This is a genomic window from Amycolatopsis benzoatilytica AK 16/65 (assembly GCF_000383915.1).
GTDB lineage: Bacteria > Actinomycetota > Actinomycetes > Mycobacteriales > Pseudonocardiaceae > Amycolatopsis > Amycolatopsis benzoatilytica.
This window is the reverse complement of record NZ_KB912942.1, coordinates 88,247-105,211: the sequence shown is the minus strand read 5'-3', so window position 1 is coordinate 105,211 and position 16,965 is coordinate 88,247. Positions and strand designations below refer to the sequence as shown.

Annotated in this window: 15 protein-coding genes; 7 read left to right on the top strand and 8 right to left on the bottom strand. The window is 69.9% G+C overall.

The window, feature by feature from the left end; all coding sequences use genetic code 11:
* From fabF to AMYBE_RS40750, 3 genes are read right to left on the bottom strand one after another with little or no spacing between them, the layout of a single operon-like run.
* Window positions 1–1,257 (bottom strand): beta-ketoacyl-ACP synthase II, encoded by a 1,257-nt coding sequence (gene fabF / locus AMYBE_RS0100545; protein WP_020657369.1) that lies wholly within the window; start codon window positions 1,255–1,257, stop codon window positions 1–3.
* A 29-nt stretch (window positions 1,258–1,286) separates the two neighbouring features.
* Window positions 1,287–2,984 carry a thiamine pyrophosphate-binding protein gene (locus AMYBE_RS40755; protein ID WP_051124860.1) on the bottom strand — a complete coding sequence of 566 codons (1,698 nt, stop codon included), beginning with the start codon at window positions 2,982–2,984 and terminating at the stop codon, window positions 1,287–1,289.
* A gap of 33 nt (window positions 2,985–3,017) precedes the next feature.
* The gene (locus AMYBE_RS40750) at window positions 3,018–5,732 is read right to left on the bottom strand and encodes an aldehyde dehydrogenase family protein (protein WP_169515201.1); all 2,715 of its coding nucleotides are present in this window, start codon (window positions 5,730–5,732) and stop codon (window positions 3,018–3,020) included.
* 346 nt (window positions 5,733–6,078) lie between these two features.
* Between AMYBE_RS40750 and gntA the strand changes: the two genes are divergently transcribed.
* Window positions 6,079–6,732, top strand: coding sequence for a guanitoxin biosynthesis heme-dependent pre-guanitoxin N-hydroxylase GntA (gntA, locus tag AMYBE_RS40745; RefSeq protein ID WP_020657366.1), 654 nt, complete (start codon window positions 6,079–6,081; stop codon window positions 6,730–6,732).
* A gap of 256 nt (window positions 6,733–6,988) precedes the next feature.
* Here gntA and sbnA read toward each other — a convergent pair whose 3' ends face one another.
* Both sbnA and sbnB read right to left on the bottom strand, forming a co-directional pair.
* Window positions 6,989–7,936: a 2,3-diaminopropionate biosynthesis protein SbnA gene (gene sbnA / locus AMYBE_RS0100525; RefSeq protein ID WP_020657365.1), complete on the bottom strand. Its 948-nt coding sequence runs from the start codon at window positions 7,934–7,936 to the stop codon at window positions 6,989–6,991.
* Between the two features lie 54 nt (window positions 7,937–7,990).
* Window positions 7,991–9,025, bottom strand: a complete 1,035-nt coding sequence (sbnB, locus tag AMYBE_RS0100520) for a 2,3-diaminopropionate biosynthesis protein SbnB (protein ID WP_020657364.1) — start codon at window positions 9,023–9,025, stop codon at window positions 7,991–7,993.
* A 991-nt stretch (window positions 9,026–10,016) separates the two neighbouring features.
* Here sbnB and AMYBE_RS0100515 point away from each other — a divergent pair.
* Entirely contained in the window at window positions 10,017–10,451 is a 435-nt protein-coding gene (locus AMYBE_RS0100515; protein ID WP_020657363.1) for an FAS1-like dehydratase domain-containing protein, read from the top strand.
* On the top strand, window positions 10,448–10,885 hold the full coding sequence (locus AMYBE_RS0100510) for a MaoC/PaaZ C-terminal domain-containing protein (protein ID WP_020657362.1): 438 nt from the start codon (window positions 10,448–10,450) through the stop codon (window positions 10,883–10,885). The genes AMYBE_RS0100515 and AMYBE_RS0100510 overlap by 4 nt, the downstream gene beginning before the upstream one ends.
* A 192-nt stretch (window positions 10,886–11,077) precedes the next feature.
* On the opposite strand, the gene AMYBE_RS0100505 is transcribed toward AMYBE_RS0100510, so the two are convergent.
* A complete protein-coding gene (locus AMYBE_RS0100505) occupies window positions 11,078–11,968 on the bottom strand; it encodes an MBL fold metallo-hydrolase (RefSeq protein ID WP_020657361.1) in 891 nt (296 codons plus the stop codon).
* A 119-nt stretch (window positions 11,969–12,087) separates the two neighbouring features.
* Here AMYBE_RS0100505 and AMYBE_RS0100500 point away from each other — a divergent pair, with 119 nt between their 5' ends.
* From AMYBE_RS0100500 to bcp, 4 genes are all read left to right on the top strand, one after another.
* Window positions 12,088–12,969: a LysR family transcriptional regulator gene (locus tag AMYBE_RS0100500; protein WP_020657360.1), complete on the top strand. Its 882-nt coding sequence runs from the start codon at window positions 12,088–12,090 to the stop codon at window positions 12,967–12,969.
* A gap of 30 nt (window positions 12,970–12,999) precedes the next feature.
* Window positions 13,000–13,182 carry a hypothetical protein gene (locus tag AMYBE_RS0100495; RefSeq protein ID WP_020657359.1) on the top strand — a complete coding sequence of 61 codons (183 nt, stop codon included), beginning with the start codon at window positions 13,000–13,002 and terminating at the stop codon, window positions 13,180–13,182.
* Between the two features lie 210 nt (window positions 13,183–13,392).
* Entirely contained in the window at window positions 13,393–13,929 is a 537-nt protein-coding gene (locus tag AMYBE_RS0100490) for a hypothetical protein (protein ID WP_020657358.1), read from the top strand.
* Window positions 13,930–13,943: 14 nt separating this feature from the next.
* Window positions 13,944–14,420, top strand: coding sequence for a thioredoxin-dependent thiol peroxidase (bcp, locus tag AMYBE_RS0100485; RefSeq protein ID WP_020657357.1), 477 nt, complete (start codon window positions 13,944–13,946; stop codon window positions 14,418–14,420).
* A gap of 56 nt (window positions 14,421–14,476) precedes the next feature.
* Here bcp and AMYBE_RS0100480 read toward each other — a convergent pair whose 3' ends face one another.
* Together AMYBE_RS0100480 and AMYBE_RS0100475 are read right to left on the bottom strand one after the other, a co-directional pair.
* Complete coding sequence (locus tag AMYBE_RS0100480; RefSeq protein ID WP_020657356.1) at window positions 14,477–16,228, bottom strand: sensor histidine kinase; 1,752 nt, start codon at window positions 16,226–16,228, stop codon at window positions 14,477–14,479.
* Window positions 16,218–16,904, bottom strand: a complete 687-nt coding sequence (locus tag AMYBE_RS0100475) for a response regulator transcription factor (RefSeq protein WP_020657355.1) — start codon at window positions 16,902–16,904, stop codon at window positions 16,218–16,220. Before AMYBE_RS0100475 ends, AMYBE_RS0100480 begins: the two co-directional genes overlap by 11 nt.
* Window positions 16,905–16,965 lie beyond the last annotated feature (61 nt).

The window sequence follows — 16,965 nt, the reverse complement described above, 5'->3', positions numbered from 1 at the left end:
TCAGGACTGCCGGCGCAGCACGACGACCGCGTTGTGCCCGCCGAAACCGAACGAATTGCTCATCGCCACGTCCACCTGGTGCTCCTGGGCGGTCAGCGGCACGAAGTTCACCTTCGGGTCGATCGGCCGGTGGCAGTTGATCGTCGGCGGCACGATCCCGGTGGTGATGGCCAGCGCGCTCACCATCGCCTCCACCGCACCGGCCGCGCCGATCATGTGCCCGGTCATCGACTTCGTCGAGCTGATCGGGATCTGCTCGGCCCGCTCGCCGAACACCGCGCGGATCGAGTCCAGCTCCGCCCGGTCGTTGGCGACCGTGCTGGTGCCGTGTGCGTTGATGTAGTCCACATCGGACGGTTCAAGCCCGGCATCGGCGAGCGCGCCGCGCATCGCCGCCCGAACGCCCCGGCCCTCCGGATGCGGCGCGGTCCAGTGGTGGGCGTCCGAAGTGGACGCGTATCCGGCGACCTCGGCGAGAATCGTGGCGCCGCGTGCGAGCGCGTGCTCTTCCGACTCCAGCACCAGCACGCCGGCGCCGGCCGCCATCACGAAGCCGTCGCGGTCCTCGTCGAACGGCCGGCACGCTTCGGTCGGCGCGTCGGTCCGGGTGGACAGCGCCTTCGCGTTGCCGCTGCCCGCCATGTCGACCCGGGTCAGGATGTTCTCCGCGCCACCGGCCAGCACCGCGTCCACCACGCCGTACCGGATCCACCGCGCCGCCTCGCCGAGCGCGTCCGTGCCCGAGGCGCAGGCGCTGCTCATCGCCCGGCTGGGGCCTTGGATCCCGTACGCCAGGCTGAGTTCGCCCGCAGCACTGTCGATCGCTCCGGTCACCGGTGCGAACGGGCTGACCGCGCGCGGCCCGCGTTCGTTCAGCGCACCGACGTGCTCGGCGATCGAGTTCATCGGGCCGTAGCCGCTGCCGATCAGCACGCCGACGCGCGGCCCGTTCTCCTCGTCGATGTCCAGCTTCGCCATGGCGAGTGCTTCGCCGGCGGCGGCGTAGGCGTACTGCGCGTACGGGTCCATCCGGCGGACCTGCTTGTGCGCCAGGTACTTCTTCGGGTCGAAGCCCTTGACCTCGCCGGCCAGGCTGGTCGGCAGGTCGCCGGCCTCGATGCAGGTGATGGTGCCGATTCCGCTGGTCCCGGCGAGCATCGCTTGCCAGGTCTCGTCGGCGGTCAGGCCGAGCGGCGTCACCGCGCCCCACCCGGTGAGCACGACCTTGCGGCGGGTTTCCGTGTTCGGCGTTGACATGATCCGCTCCTCTCGATGGGTGGGCCGGCTCACGCGGGGCCAGGCAGCAGCGGGAAGTCGCCGCCCGCCTTTTCCCCGCCGAACATGGAGTCTTCGAGCCGGACCGGGACGTCCAGCACGACCGTCCGGCCGGCCGCGCAGAGCTTCCACGCCTCGGTCAGCTCGGCTCGGAGGTTGTCCCGGCCGGTGACGCTGCGCTGGTGAAGCCCGGGCAGCTCGGGCGCGGTCGCGGAGACCAGTGCTTCGTCCACGAAGGCCGCCCCGGGCACTCCGCCGTCTCGCTGGTCGAGCTGTGCCTGTAGCCAGCCGTACCCGCCGTTGCGCAGCACCACGTAGAGCAGGCCGCCCTCGCGCACCGCGGTCGGCAGGTCGGCGGCGAACAGCCCGAACGCGCCGTCGCCGACGAACGCGACCACCGGCCGGTCCGGCGCCGCCTGCCGCACGCCGACCGCGGCAGCCGCCCCGAAGCCGAGGCTGGTCTGCTCCGACGGCACCACGGAACCAGCGCCGCCGGAGCAAGTCCAGAGCGGGAACCGGTAGGACCACATGTCCTGCAGTCCGTTCTCCTGCACCAGAATCCGGTCCGCGGGCAGAACCTCGTCCAGTGCTTCGAGCAGCTCCGCGATGCAGAGCTCGCCCTCGGTGCGCAGTCGCGCGAGCGTGTCCTGGTGCGCCGTGCGCAGCTCGCGATGCACCTCGGCGACCCGCCCCGCCCAAGCGGCCGGCTTGGCAGGCGCGTGCGCGAGCAACGCGTCCACCACCGTACCCGCATCCGCGATCACCGCGGGACCGCCGAATTCGGTGCTGAGTTCCCCGGCGGAAAGGTTGACCTGCACCACCGGCACGTCCTTGCCGATCCGGTCCGGCCAGCCGAACGTCGCGGTCTCCTCCAGCCGGCTGCCCAGCACCAGCACGCAGTCGGTCTCCGTCCACAACGGACCGACTGGCTCCGGCGTGTACAGCCCGGAAAGCCCGCAGAACAACGGCAGTGCCTCGTCGACCGCGCCGCGACCACTGGCGGTGCACGCGACCGCGGCGCCGAACGCCTCGGCGAGCCGTTCCACCCGGCGACCGGCGTTGCGGTGCCGCATCCCGCCGCCGACGAGAATGGTCGGCCGGGTCGCTGCCCGCAGCGCGGCCACCGCGGGCGAGCTATCCGACAGCGTCACCGCGGTCGGCAGCTCCGTCGCGACGCCATCGTGCGACACCGGGATCTCTTCCTTCGCCAGGTGATCGGGCAGCTCCAGGTACACCGGGCCCGGCACACCGTCCTGCGCGGCGAGAATCGCCTGGCGCAGCAACGGAACCAGCCGGGACGGGTGCTCCACCCGAGCCGCCCACTTCACCAGCGGACGAAGGACCGACACCTGGTCGAGCTCCTGAAACGCGCCGCTGCCCGCGTGCTCGGCCGAAGTGCCGCCGGACAGCACCAGCACCGGAGCCGCCGAACACCGCGCCTCCAGCAACCCGGTCACCGTGTTGGTGACCGCCGGGCCCTTGCCGACCACCGCGACGCCGAGAGCGCCGGACTGGATCGCATACCCGGTCGCCATGAACACCGCGTTGCGCTGGTCCCGGCACAGCGTGAAGCCCAGCCCCTCGCCGCGGACCGCGGCCAGCGCGTCCAGATCGTCGCCGGGCAGGCCGAACACCGACCGCACCCCCGCGCCGGCGAGGACGGCCGCGGCCGCGGCCCAGCCGCCCTTGCCCGTTTCACCCGAACCCATGTCGTTCATCCCCAGTAGTCGTGCGGCTCGTGGCTAGGCGGTGCGCCCGGCCGAGGTGTCGGCGACGGACAGGTGGTCCGCCACCGCCTTGCTGACCAGCAACGGCTGCGCGTAGCGCTTCTTGCCGATCGCGGCGTAGTTGGCCCGGATCCCGGTGCCGCCGAACGGCGCGTTGCCGTCCTCCACTTCGATCAGCGTTTCGTTCACGCTCACCGTGTGCCGGCGGCGCAACAGCTCGACGGTCTCCGGCATGGTGCCGAACACGCTCGCCGCCATCGCCCGCTCCTCGAAGTACGGGTGGTCGACCATCGTGTGCAGCCATTCCTGCGAGGTGAACGGCACCACGTTGAAGATCGGCGCGAACAGCTCCGGCGGCGTGACCTTGGTGTCCGCCGGACGGATCAGCACGGTCGGCCGGAGATGGTCCTCGACGAAGTTGACCTCGCCGCCGGCGGCCAGGAACTCGCGGTTCTTGCGCAGGTATTCCACCGACGCGTCGAACGCGTCCAGGTAGAACATCGAGCCGTACTCGGCCGACGGGTCGTCGTAGCGGCCGTGCCGCAAGCCGTTCACCCGGCGGCACAGCAGGTTGCAGAACTGCGCGCTGACCGACGTGTGCACGAAGACCACGTCCGGGCCGAAACAGTCCTGGCCGGAGTTGAGCATCCGCACCCGCAGCAGGCCGTCGACCGCCTTCGGCAGATCCGCGTCCGCGCCGACGATGAACGGGTTGACGCCCTGTCCGAAGTAGAGGAAAAGCTGCTCGCGACGCAAGCCGAGCCGGATCTTCTCGGCGTTCTTGTAGGTGCCGGTGAACACCAGCACGTCCGAACGCCCGCCCTCGCCTTCGAGGAACTCGGCCTGGTCGCCGTCGTCCAGCACGATCGGCAGACCGTGCGTGCCGGACAGCAGTTCGTGCAGCTTGCGCGTCTGGTCCGAGATCCGCCGCGACGGGCGGAACACCACGCGGCGGCTGTACAGGCTGGGGATGACCAGGTAGAGGATGTAGCTGTAGAGCGGAATGTTCGACGGCATCAGCACGCCGATCTGCTCTACCGCCGGCGGCGTGTGCTCGGTCACCTCGGCGACCGCGCCGGACAGCGCGGCGATCGACGCGTCGATCTCGCCGTACGCGGTCTTGTACGTGCTGACCTCGGTGAGCAGCTGCAGTACTTCTTCCCGCCGGGTGCGCAGCAGCTCGGTCAGTTCGGTGAGCTTGGCGACCCGGTCCGGGAACGGAATCGCCGACAGGTTGCCGGAAGCGCCGCCGCCGCGGCCGACCGGCAGCACGCCCTTCACCCCGTCCAGCGCCACCGCGGACTCCGCGATGTCCTGCAACGCGCGCAGGTCCACCTTGCCGTTGTTGTTCACCGGGAACTCGCGCAGCACCACGACCCGGTTCGGCCGTTCGTGGTCGGCCAGCAGCTGACCGATCACCCGGCGCCAGTGCGTGGCGGACTGGTCGGCCGGGTCGGCGACCAGGCACACCAGCTGCGCGCCGCGCCGTTCGTCGGCCACCGGCACGATCCGCACCGGCGCCCCGCAGGCGCTCAGCTTGTCCGCGAGCGCGTCCGGGTAGATCGTGTAGCCGAACCGGTGCACCGCCGACTTGCGGCCGAGCACCCGCAGGTTGCCTGCCTCGTCGAGGAAACCGACGTCGCCGCTGCGGTGCACGGTCCGTTCCACCGGCCGCACCCGCCCGCCCGGCTCGAGCACCCCGGTCATCAGGTCCGGCGTGTGCACGACGACCTCGCCGACCTCGCCGGCCGGGACCGGGTTGCCGTCCGGGCCGAGCACCTCGACCCGCACCTCGTCCAGCGGCCGTCCGCAGTGGACCGGGTTGGCGGCGCTGGCCAGCGCGATGTTGCCCGCCTCGCTGCTGCCGTAGCCGTCCAGCAACGGGGAATTCATCAGCTCTTCGAACCGGGCGCGCAGCTCGTCGCGCAGCGGTTCGCCGCCGACGCACCACATCCGCACCGAAGCCAGGCCGGCGACCGCCTCCCGGCGACCGGCCAGGATCCGCAGCATCGTGTCGTAGGCGGCGGGCACCGCGTCGACCACGGTCACCCCGCGCCGCGCGATCGTCTCCAGTGCCTGGTCGATCCGGCGGCTGGACACCAGCGTCAGCGTCGCGCCCGCCTGCCACCAGAGCAGCAGCATCGACAGGCCGTACTGGTGGGTGAACGGCAGGAGCGGCATCAGCACGTCCGCGCCGGTGTAGCCCATCCGGTCGCTCGTGGCCGCGACATTGCGCAGCACCGAGGCGCCGGAGCGGACAATCCCCTTGGGACGGCCGGAGCTTCCCGAGCTCCACACCACCAGTGCGTCGGTGCGGGCCGCCCAGCGCTCGAAGGAGATCTCACCCGCCTCGGCCGGTTCGCCCTGCGCCCGGGCCGCCGCGGCGAGCTCGCCCAGCGGCAGCCAGCCGACCCGTACCCGGTCGAACGCCGCGTCCAGCTGGTCATGGTCGGACAGGAACCAGCGCGCGCCGGAATCCCCGACCAGCTCGGCGAGTTCGGCCTGCGGCGTGCGCCGGTCCGCCAGCGCGACCGACACGCCTAGCTCCAGCAGCGCGAACAGGGCGAGCACGAAGTCCGCGGAGTTGCCCGCAGACAGCACCACCCGGTCCTCTTCGGACACTCCGCGGGCGCGGAGCACGCCGGCGAGGTTCCGGCAGCCGGCCGCGATCCGCGCGGGCGAGATTTCCTCGTCTTGGTCGGTGACATGCAGGTCCACTTCGGCTCCCACCCATCGGAGAAGACGCATTGCCGGGTACCGGCACCGGAGTGATCGGAACGCAGGACGAAAAACGACGCGCAGCGCCGGCCTGTCTTCCTTCGAGGACACTGCCCCCAGAGTCCCCGCAGCACCCCCCAGTGCTACTTCGCAGTGATGAGAAACCTCTTCCGAAGTCCTCCGCAAGGAGAGTAGACAGCGCTCGAATCGAGTGTCAAGTCCGCCTAATGGACGAGCCGCCCTGCCCACGCGAAGGATTAGCCGACCCGAATGCCAGGACGGGCCGTTGTCGTCGGAGCAGCGTGCCGGTAGCTTCATTCCGGACGGGGCTCTAGTCGACAGCACAGGGGTGAGTCTCATGTCCGAATCTGTTTCCCACGCGGTCTACGCCGCACTCGAAGAGTTCATCTCGGAAGAGCGTTTTGTTTGCCTCGGAGCTCGCGCCGCGCTGCGCCGGAAAACGATCGTGCACCACCATTACCGCGCACTCGACCCGGACGTTTCCGCCGCCGACCACCACCAGGATCTGCTGACCTTCCTGAAGGGCTTCGAGCCGTCCGCGACGAGCTTCAGCTCGTTCGTGGCGACCTTCGAGAAACCGTTGCACACCAACGAGTTTCACTTCGAAGAACTCGTCTGGCGATACCTCCAGCGGATGCACGAGATCGACCGCGCCGACCACCCGTGGAGCGACCTCTACGACTCCGATCCGGCGTCCGCGAACTTCGCGTTCTCGGTCGGTTCGCACCCGTTCTTCGTGGTCGGTTTGCATCCCGGCGCGTCGCGGCCGAGCCGTCGTTTCGAAAAGCCCGCGCTGGTGTTCAACTCGCATCTCCAGTTCAACGCCATGGGAATGAAGTTCCTGACCCTGAAGAGCAAAATACGAAAGCGCGAACGGGCCCTGTCCGGCTCGGTGAACCCCAGCTTCGTCAAATACAAAGACGAGGCCCGGCATTACGCCGGAAGGTTCACCGAGCCGGACTGGAAGTGCCCGTTCACGCCGAATTCGTGAAGCGGTTGCCGGCCCGCTTCCCAGCGGGCCGGCAACCGAGTTCCCCAGCGCGGGAAAAGCGGCTCCCAGTGTCGTGTTCGCCTTACCGCGGGACTGCCGGGCGAAGGACCCCTGCCGGACTCAGATTCCCGCAAGGGGCCCTTCCCGGACCTGGGTCGCCGCACCTGCACCGGCATCCAGGTCTGGCTCGCCCCGGCCGCGATCAAGAAGACTCGTCGGCGACAACGCAAAGCGGAGACACCGGGAGCACGAGACGCTAGACCGCGGCTCCGTAGGTTTCACGCACCCATTCAGCGCGATAGACGGTGTTCAGATACGGCACTCCGAAATCCGGCGCCACCGCGACCGCGGAACCGGGCAGCCGGTCGCGGGAAGCCAGCCAGGACAACGCCCCGCTGACCACGCTGCCGGTGGACCCGCCGAAGAGGAAGCCGTGCCGGGCCAGCCGGCGGCACATCCGCACCGTCTCCGCCTCGTCCACGATCACCACCTCGTCCACGATGGACGGATCGAAGATGCCCGGGGTGATGTGGTTGCCCAGCCCGGGAATCCGGCGCGGCCCGGGCGGCCCGCCGAACAGCACCGAGCCGGCCACGTCGATCGCGACGATCCGGGTCTGCGGCTTGTACTCGCGGAAGAACCGGGCGGACCCGGTCAGCGTCCCGGTGGTGCCCGCGCCGACGAACAGCACATCGAGATCCGGGAACTGCTTGGCGATCTCCGGCCCGGTGCCGTGGAAATGCGCCGCCCAGTTGTCCGGGTTCTCGTACTGGTTCAGCCAGACGCAGGTCGGATCCTGCGCGCACAGCCTGCGCACCAGGTCGATCCGCGCGCCGACCAGCCCGCGTTCGCCGGCCGGCTCGGTCACCACGTGCACCTGTGCGCCGAGCGCCTGCATCTGCAGCCGGACCGTCTCGTTGCACTTGGCGTCGGTGACGCAGACGAACCGGTAGCCCCGCCCGGCCGCGATCACGCTGAGCGCGACGCCCAGGTTGCCCGACGACGATTCGACGATCGTCGAGCCCGGCCGCAGCATGCCCCGGTCCTCGGCCGCGCTCACCATCTGCTGGGCCGCCTTGAGCTTGATCGACCCGGCGAAGTTGAACCCTTCGCACTTGAGGTGCAGCGCCTGGCCCAGCACCGGCTCGAGGTCGACGTAGAGGTCGTCGGCGTTGAAGTCTTCCGCGCGAGTAATGACGGTCACTGCTGCCACCTTCGCTTGTGGTCGTGCCCCGGCCCGCGGTCCGCGGAGCCGGGCTCAGCCATGCCGGCTGAGCTCGGAGAAGAATCCGTCGATCGAGACGAGCCGACCGGCCCGCGCGGTCTCCGCGTAGACGTACTCCCCCACCGCGAGGTCGAGCACTCCCAGGCCGAACGGCGAGAACACCACCGTCTGATCGGCGGGCGCCGAGACCGCGCCGGTGAGCACGTCGAAGAGCGTCCCGGCAAGGAATTCCCGGTGCCCCAAGCGTTGTTCGAGCAAGTGCACCGAGGTGTTCGCCTTGAGGCAGTGCTCCACGTCGTCGACCACGTTGCACGCGGTCACCAGCATCTCCGGCGCGAGGTCGCGCAGCGAAACGTGCAGCACCAGCGGATGGTGGTCGAACCACGCCGGGTCGGCGATGTGCGGCTCGGCGGCCGTGGTCGCGAACACCAGCAGATCGCTCGCGCGGATCAGCGATTCGGCGTCGTCGTGCACCCGCACCCCGGTCGCGCCGGACCGTTCGAGGTAGCCCCGGAACCCTTCGGCGTATTCCGCGGACCGGTCGTACACCCCGGTTTCGGAGAACTCCCACCCGGTGCCCGCCAGATACTGGTGCACGTACCGCGCGATCAGCCCGGTGCCGGCGAACCCGACCCGCGACGGGCGGGCCCGGTCCCGGCTCAGCACGTCGGCGGCCAGCGCCGCCGAAGCCGCCGTGCGCGCCGCGCTGATCACCGAGGATTCCAAGCAGGCAAAGGGATATCCGGTCTCCGGGTCGTTCAGGATGAGCACCGCGGACGCCCGCGGGAGGCCCTTGCCGAGGTTCTCCGGGAAACTCGAGATCCACTTCAGCCCGTCGACCGGGTGCTCGTCGCCGCCCAGCGACGCGGGCAGCGCGATGATCCGCGCGCTCGGCCGGTCCGGGAAACGCAGGAAGTAGGACGGCGGATTGACGGTGCGGCCGCCGCCGTGCAGCCGGTAGGCGTTCTCCACAATGCCGGCGACCACTTTTTCGTTGCCGGCCAGCGCTTGCTGGACGGCCGCGCCGGGCACCACGGCGAAGGCAGGACTGTTTGCCAAGTCTGACATGTGAGACTTCCCCCAGGATGTCGTACACATTGAGGCCGGGAAGATTGCTTTCCCGGACAGCTCCGCGCATTGCGCGCGGTTCGCACGATGAAACCGAATCTGATTCCGCTGAGCGTGGTACTCCCGTCGATTTACCGTTCTGGTCCCCCTCGACGCAATCGGAGCCTAGCTCAACCGGTACAGGCCGCCAAGCCCTCGCCCGGTGCGCCGAAAGCCCGGCGGAGGGTGCCGCCAGGCCCCGGGCGAGCGCCTGGTCAACGCCCGTGGAGCCGATCTGGATCACGAACGGAGGCAGCCGTGCGACACCGTCTGTGACCGCCGTCCGACGCAGTGACCGCCGACGGAAAGAGGGCCGGAAACAATTCGGCCAACCACCATTTAGTCCGGACGGTTTTCGTTTTCGCGGACCGCTCCAGCCCCGTCCCGCCCGCCCGTCGGGCGCCGGCACTATCGTGATCGACATCGCCGCTACCTGCGAGATCTCGCCCTGCCAGGCAACCGCCCCGGACTAGACAATTCGCAGGACAACCCCTGCCGTCGGCCACCCTTACCGAAGATCGTGACCGCTGACAACCATTCTTTGAACGAGCACTCCACCAGGCGACCCGCAGCACCCGACACCCCCCGTTCGGGGGACCGTAACGCGGAAACCCAGTGACTCACAGTCAGAAGAAGTGGATCTTGTCGTCACGCGTTGGAGTGAATCAGGTCGACGTACCCGCTGCCGGTGCTCGCGCCCTGGGCCGCCTGTCCGCGCCGAATGTGGTTCCAAGGGAGGAGAGCGAGCATCCTCCTAAAGTATGACCCGGCCAAACCGCCGGGCCCGTAATGGCCGAATCCCCGCCCGCGGAACGCTGCCCCCGGCTCCCCGCTTACCGGGAACACCGACGCCCGGGTTTCACCCGAAGCTCACGTGAAATAAACCTTCCACGCCTTTCCCCGGCTCGCGGAAGCAGTCGATAAAACGGGCGGCGGACCGTAGAATCGCGCTGTGCCCGAACAAAAGTTCGCCGCCGTGCGGCTCGCCCCGTTCCGGACCACCGTCGACGAAGACCGAGTGCGCCGCTTTGCCGGTGCCGTCGGCGCGGACGATCCGGTATTCCACGATCCGGCCGCGGCGCGCGCCGCCGGCCATCCCGGAGTCCCCCTCCCGCCCACGCTGCTGTTCGGCATCGAACTGGAGCACCGGGGCGTCGACGCGCTGGCGGGGATCGGCATCCCGGTCGACCGGGTGCTGCACGCCGAGCAGCGGTTCACCTACCACTCCCCGGCGCACGCCGGCGAAGAGCTGGCCTTCGACACGGTCGTCTCCGATCGCTACACCCGCCGAGGACTGGAATTCGTCGTGCAGGACACGGAAATCACCCGCGACGGCACCGTCGTCGCCGAACTGCGGCAGGTACTGATGGCGCAGGTGCGGGCATGACGCAGAACGTGCTGGCACCGGCCGTCGGCGACGAACTCCCGCCGCTCACCGCCGGACCGGTGGACCGCGAGCTGCTGGCCCGCTTCGCCGAAGCCTCCGGCGACGACAACCCGATCCACCTGGACCCGGCCGCCGCCGCCGAAGCCGGCCATCCGGACGTCATCGCGCACGGCATGCTGTCGATGGCCTACCTCGGCCGGTTGGTCGGCGAATGGGTGCCGCAGCACCGGATCCGCTCGCTGCGTGCCCGCTTCGTCGCTCCGACCCCGCTCGGCGCGCGGCCGACGTGCACCGGGCGTGTGCTCTCGGTGTCCGAAGAGGAGAACGGACTGCTGGCCAAGCTGTCCCTGACGGTAAAGCTGGCCGACGGGACGACGACGGTAAGGGGCGAAGCGCTCGTCGCATTTCCCCTTTCTTCCCCGGCCGCGCCCTAGAGCGCTCCAAGACCTTGTCTCATGTGGTGCCGCTGACCTGTCCGCAAAGGCCCCTCGAGGGAATCCAAGTCCCTCGAGGGGCCCTTCACGGACAGACCGGCACACTGGCCGCTCAGGCATCACGACAGCGCCACCTGAGAGCGCTCTAAAGTTGCTGGTGAATGGCGGGTTCGCCGCTCACCAGCAGCCCGTTCACCGGTGCTCGGCGCACAAACAGGCGACCGCGGTTTCGATCCATTCCCGCCCCTCCCATTCCGGATGCCGGGCGATCAGCACCTCTCGTACCTCCGCGATCACCGTCGCCTCGTCCATCGCCGAATCCCGCCGCCGCCAGGTCTCGTCGCGGAGCACTTCGAGATAGCCCCGCAGCTCGTCGAGCAGTTCCGGCCCGCGGACCGCGCCGTGTCCGGGCACCACGATCTCCGACCGCTGTCCGGACAGCCGGCGCAGCACCTCGATCCAGCGGATCCCGGAGACGTCGGTGTCGTGCGGCGGGAACCAGGGGAAGATCGCGAACTGCCCGGCCTCGGCCAGGTCGCCGGTGAAGAGGACCCCCGAGTCCGGAACGGTCACCACCTGATCGCCCCGGCTGTGCGCCCGACCGGTCGCGCGCAGTTCCACGACCCGGCCGCCGAGGTCGAGGTCGTAGGACTCGTCGTAGACCACGTCCGGCTCGGCCAGCTGCACGCCCTCCAGCTGCCGTGCGACCGGTTCCCCCAGCCCGGCGAACATCCGCAGGTAGCCCGGGCCTTTCTCGGCCAGGTCGACCGCCTGCGCCCGGTTGACCAGATAGGTGGCCGGCCCGGCGAACGTCTGCGCTCCGAACGCGTGTTCCGGGTGGAAATGCGTGGTGGTGAGGTAGATGCGGCGGTCCCGCGCGTACTCGGTCGCGAACCGCAGGACGGTGTCCGCGTTGCGCGGGCCCATGCCGGTGTCGACCACCAGGACGGAGTGCGTCCCGCCGATGATGCCGACGTTCGGCACCAGCTGCACCCCCTGGTTCGGGAGCACGACGAGGTCGCGGGCCAGCTCGCGGGCGTGCCCGGTCTGTACGACCGGGTCGGGGTAGGGATAGTCGGCCATGGCCGGTGCACTCCTCGGTTCTCGCGGATCCGCTGTCCCTGCCAGTCCAGCGCGGGGTGCCGCTCCAGTGCCAAGACCGATCCGGTTTTCCCGATACTCGGCGGGTATCGTGGCCGGTCGTGGACCTCCGCTCGCTGCGGTACTTCGTCGCGGTCGCCGAAGAGCGCCATTTCGGCCGGGCCGCGGCGCGGCTGCGGATGACCCAGCCGCCGCTGAGCAGAGCGATCAAGCAGCTCGAGACCGAACTCGGCGCGAACCTGCTGGACCGTTCACCGTCCGGCGTCGCGCTCACCCCCGCCGGAACCGCGCTCTACGACGAAGCCCGCTCGCTGCTGTCCGCCGCCGACCAGGCTCGGGCACGGGTCGCCGCCGTGGCCGGACCGGGCGCCCTCACCGTCGGCACGCTCGCGGACGCGGGCGAGACCATCGCGATCCGGCTCGCCGGGGCGTTCCGGCGGCGGCACCCAGGGGTGCGGATCAGCGTGCGGGAGGCCGACCTCACCGACCCGACCACCGGCCTGCGCAGCGGGCGGGCGGACGTCGCGCTGACCCGGATTCCGTTCGACGACGCCGGAATCCGCACCCACGTGCTGCGTGCCGACCCGGTCGGCGTGGTGCTGCGCGCCGACGATCCGCTGGCCGGGCGCGCCGAGGTGACCCGCGAGGAGCTGGCGGACCGGGCCTGGTTCCGTTTTCCGGAGGGCACCGATCCGCGGTGGCAGGCGTTCTGGAGCGGCGGGCCGGGCGGGCCGGTCGTCCGCACAGTGCACGAATGCCTGCAGGCGGTGTTGTGGAACGGAAGCGTCGGGCTCGCCCCGCTCGTGCACCCGCCGCCGGAGGGCATCGCCATGGTCCCGCTGGCGGACTGCCCGCCCAGCCGGCTGGTGGTGGCCTGGCGGGAGGACTCGACGCCGCCGCTCGTCCGGTCCTTCGCCGAACTGGCCGTCCGCATCGCGGAAGCCGGACCGAGCGCGACGCGCGGGCTCGCCGCGAACCCGTAGGCTGGGCGCCGACGATCGGGGAGGTGCGCCGTGCCGGGACGCAATCCGCTGCGGATGCTGCGCAAGTGCGCGGACTGGTTCGAGAACCGCGGCGTCTACATCCCCGGCGAGGAAAGCCGCGCGGTCGACCCGGTGCGCGACTTCGGCTGGCTCATGGTCGCGTGGGGAGCCGGCGTGGCGGTCTTCATCCTGCTGTTCGCCTTCGCTGTTTGACCGCGCTGTCTGGCCCTGGTTAAACCCAGGCTGACATCGTGGTGACGACTGTCACCCGGCGTGCTCCTTCGATCACGGATCGGCCACGGGACGACACCAGGTCCGCGTCTTCGCCACCGTGACGTTATTACTGCCGCCAGAGTGGAGCGGGTCAGCTCGGCAATTAGGCCGAACGGACTCGCCGCCCCACCCCGACTGGAGTACCCCGCGATGGCGCCCCCGCGCACCCCGAAGATGCTGATGACCGCCTGCCTGCTGTTCGCGGTGGCGGCCTGCGGCGTCAACCCGCGGGAAGGGTCGGCCGCGCTGGGCGGCAATGCGGCGGCGCAGCCCGCGGCGGCCGCGCAAGCGTCCGGCGACCTGCAGTTCGGCGCCGACCACAAGTTCGCGAACGGGATCACCGTCTCGGTGTCGGCCCCGCAGTCGTTCCAGCCGAGCCCGGCCGCGTACCCGCGCAGCGCCCGCGCCGCGGCGTTCTACCTCCAGGTCACCAATAACGGCACTGACCCGTACCAGCTCACCGGGCTGTCGGTCACCGCGACGGTCGCCGGGAAGCCGGCGAAGCAGGTCGTGGACGCCACGCAGGGCCTCGGTGGCGTCACCGACGCCGGCCGCGACCTGGCCCCGGGCCGGTCCACGCAGGTCACGCTCGCTTTCGCGGTGCCCGCCGACAGCGCCCGGATGGCCGTGCAGGTGCGGCCCAGCTCCGGCGAGCCCGCCGTCGTCACGTACTTCGGGGACGCCTGAATTACCCTCGTCCCATGACCGACCAGCGACTCGCTCCGGGGGACGAAGCACCCGGGTTCACCCTGCCGGACAGCACCGGCAAGAACGTCTCGCTCAGCGACTTCCGCGGCCAGGCCGTGGTCGTGTACTTCTACCCGGCAGCGAGCACGCCCGGCTGCACGAAGCAGGCGTGCGACTTCCGCGACAACCTCGCCGAGCTCAACGACGCCGGCTACCAGGTGCTCGGCATCTCGCCGGACAAGCCGGAGAAGCTCGCCAAGTTCGTCGCGGCCGAGCAGCTCACCTTCCCGCTGCTGTCCGACCCGGACAAGTCCGTCCTCACCGAATGGGGCGCGTTCGGGGAGAAGAAGAACTACGGCCGGATCGTCCAGGGCGTCATCCGGTCCACGTTCGTCGTGGACGCGGACGGGAAAATCGCCAAGGCCGCGTACAACGTCCGCGCGACCGGGCACGTCGCGAAGCTGATCCGCGACCTGGGCATCGCTTCCTGACCTCCCGCGTGTCGTGAAGGGAACATCGAGGGACTCAGAGTCCCTCAATGTTCCCTTCACGACATTTGGGCCGGCAACCGCAAGGTGAACGTCGTCCCCTCGCCGACCGCGCTGACCGCCGCGACTTCGCCGCCGTGCGCCTCGGCCAGCTTGCGGACGATCGCCAGCCCCAGCCCACTGCCCCCGGACGCGCGAGCACGGGACGCATCGGCACGCCAGAACCGGTCGAACACGTGCGGCAAGTCCTCCGCGGGGATACCGGTGCCGGTGTCGGCCACCTCGAAGACCGCGTCGGCCCCCTCGCGACGGGAGGCGACCGTCACCCGGCCCCCTCGCGGCGTGTGCCGGACGGCGTTCGAGACCAGATTGTCCAAGATCTGCCGCAACCGGACCGGATCCGCGGTCAGCGCCGGGTCCGCCATCGACGGAACCGACAGCCGGACGCCCGCGGCTTCGGCCCGCGGTGTGTGCGCGGACGCGAGCTGGGCCAGCAGCGCGTTCGCGTCGATCGGTTCCGGGTGGACGCGCAGCGCGCCCGCGTCGGCGAGGGCGAGGTCCTGCAGGTCGTCGACGATGTGCTGGAGGTGGACGGCCTCCTCCAGCAGCGAAGCGACCAGCTCGTCGTCCAGCTGGCTCACCCCGTCCTGGGCCGCCTCCAGCCAGCCGCGAATGCTGGCGAGCGGAGTGCGCAGCTCGTGCGCCACATCGCTGACCATCGCCCGGCGCGCGCCTTCCAGCTCCTCCCGCGCTCTGGCCATGTCGTTGAACGCCGTGGCGAGGCGCGCGATCTCATCCTTGCCGCGCACCCGCACCCGCGCGCCGGTCTCGCCCGCCTTCATCCGCTGAGCGGCCCCAGTGAGCGCGCGCAGCGGCCGGATCAGGCGGATGGACGCGAGCCCCATCACGATCACCGTGAGCAGCAGGATCGCCGCCGTCACCGCGATGAGCTTGGTCCGGTTCTCCTGCGACAACGTGAACCCGGTCGGCGGCTGATCAGTGCCCTTCTCGGTGATGTACAGCCAGGCCGCCGGCGCGACGTACGGCGTCAGCTGTTCTTTTCTCGCCGCGGTCACGCAGGTGGTGACGGTCTGGCCGGTCGCCTGGACGACCGGGCCGTCGAACGTCCAGCTGAGCGCGGCCTTGGCGACCGGGGCCGGTTTGGCGTTGCGGCCGAGGCAGGCGTCGATCAGCTCGGACAGCTTGTCCAATGCCGCCTGTTCGGTCGGCGTCGGCCGTTCCAGCACCGCCGTGCCGCATTGCGCGGTGCCCGCCGGCGCGATCACCCGCGGGTGGCCGCTGGGCGAGGTTTCGATGCGGCCCAACCCAGTCAGCCGCTGACTGCAGCCGAGGACTTTCTGCGCGGTTTGCTCCAGCCGGCTGCGTTCGGCCTCGGGAAGGCGGTATGGGCCAACCGCGTCCGGATCAATGCGGTCCGGAGTGGACTTGACGCCCAGCCGGGCATCGACCGCCAACGGATCGATGACCGCGGACGGCTGATGCGGCGACTGGCCAGGATGCGGCTCCGAACTAGCGATCAGTTCGCCTTGCGGCGTAGTCAGCACGATTTTCCGGCCGGTCTTCTCCGCGTACTCGTCGATAGTCTTCTCCACCCCGCTCCAGGTCGGATGCGTTGCGGCGTAAGAAAGAAGGGCTTGGTAGACAGTACCGTCGTCGGCGAAGACCTGCCCTTGCTCGCGCTCGATGCTGCTGGAGGTGGTCCGCGAGGCGAGCCAGGCGGTGGCCGCGACCGCGCAAACCGCGATGATCGCGGTAACCGCGATGAGCCGAAAAAGAAGACTACGCGGCATCGAATTTCGCAGTCAGTTTGTAGCCCACCCCGTAAACGGTCAGCAACCGCTCCGGTTTACCAGGCTCATTCTCGATTTTCTTGCGCAGATTCATGATGTGCACGTCGATCGCGCGCTGGGTGATGTACCGGTCGAACCCGTGCAAGTGCTCGAGCAACTGCGCCCGGGTGAACACCTGGTCCGGCCGGGCAGCCATCACCTCGAGAATCCGGAACTCCCCTGGAGTGGTCTCGATCCGCCGACCGTCGACAGTCACCTCGTGCTTCGACACGTCGACCGTCAGGCTGCCGACCCTCGCCAGCTCCTTCGCCGCCCCGGTCCGGCGAAGCAAGGTACGCACCCGAGCCATCAACTCCCGGGGGCTGTACGGCTTGGTGACGTAGTCGTCCGCACCGAGATCGAGGCCGCGGAGCAGATCGTCCTCAGTGGACCGGGCAGTAAGCATCAAGATCGGCAGATCGGACGACGCCCGGATCGCGCGACAGACGTCGAGACCACTCAGCCGGGGCAGCATGACGTCGAGGATCAGCAGGTCAGGCACCTGCTGCCGGACCATGCTCAGTGCGTCCTCGCCGTTGTCAGCGGTGGCGACCACGTGGCCTTCCCGCTCCAGGTACAGCCGAACCAGAGCCGCCTGCTTCGGATCGTCTTCGGCCAGGACGATGTTGGCGCACATGACCAAGAAGCCTAGCCGGATTTTGCCGCGCCGCTCCTCGACTCCGGCCGCCGCCCCAGTC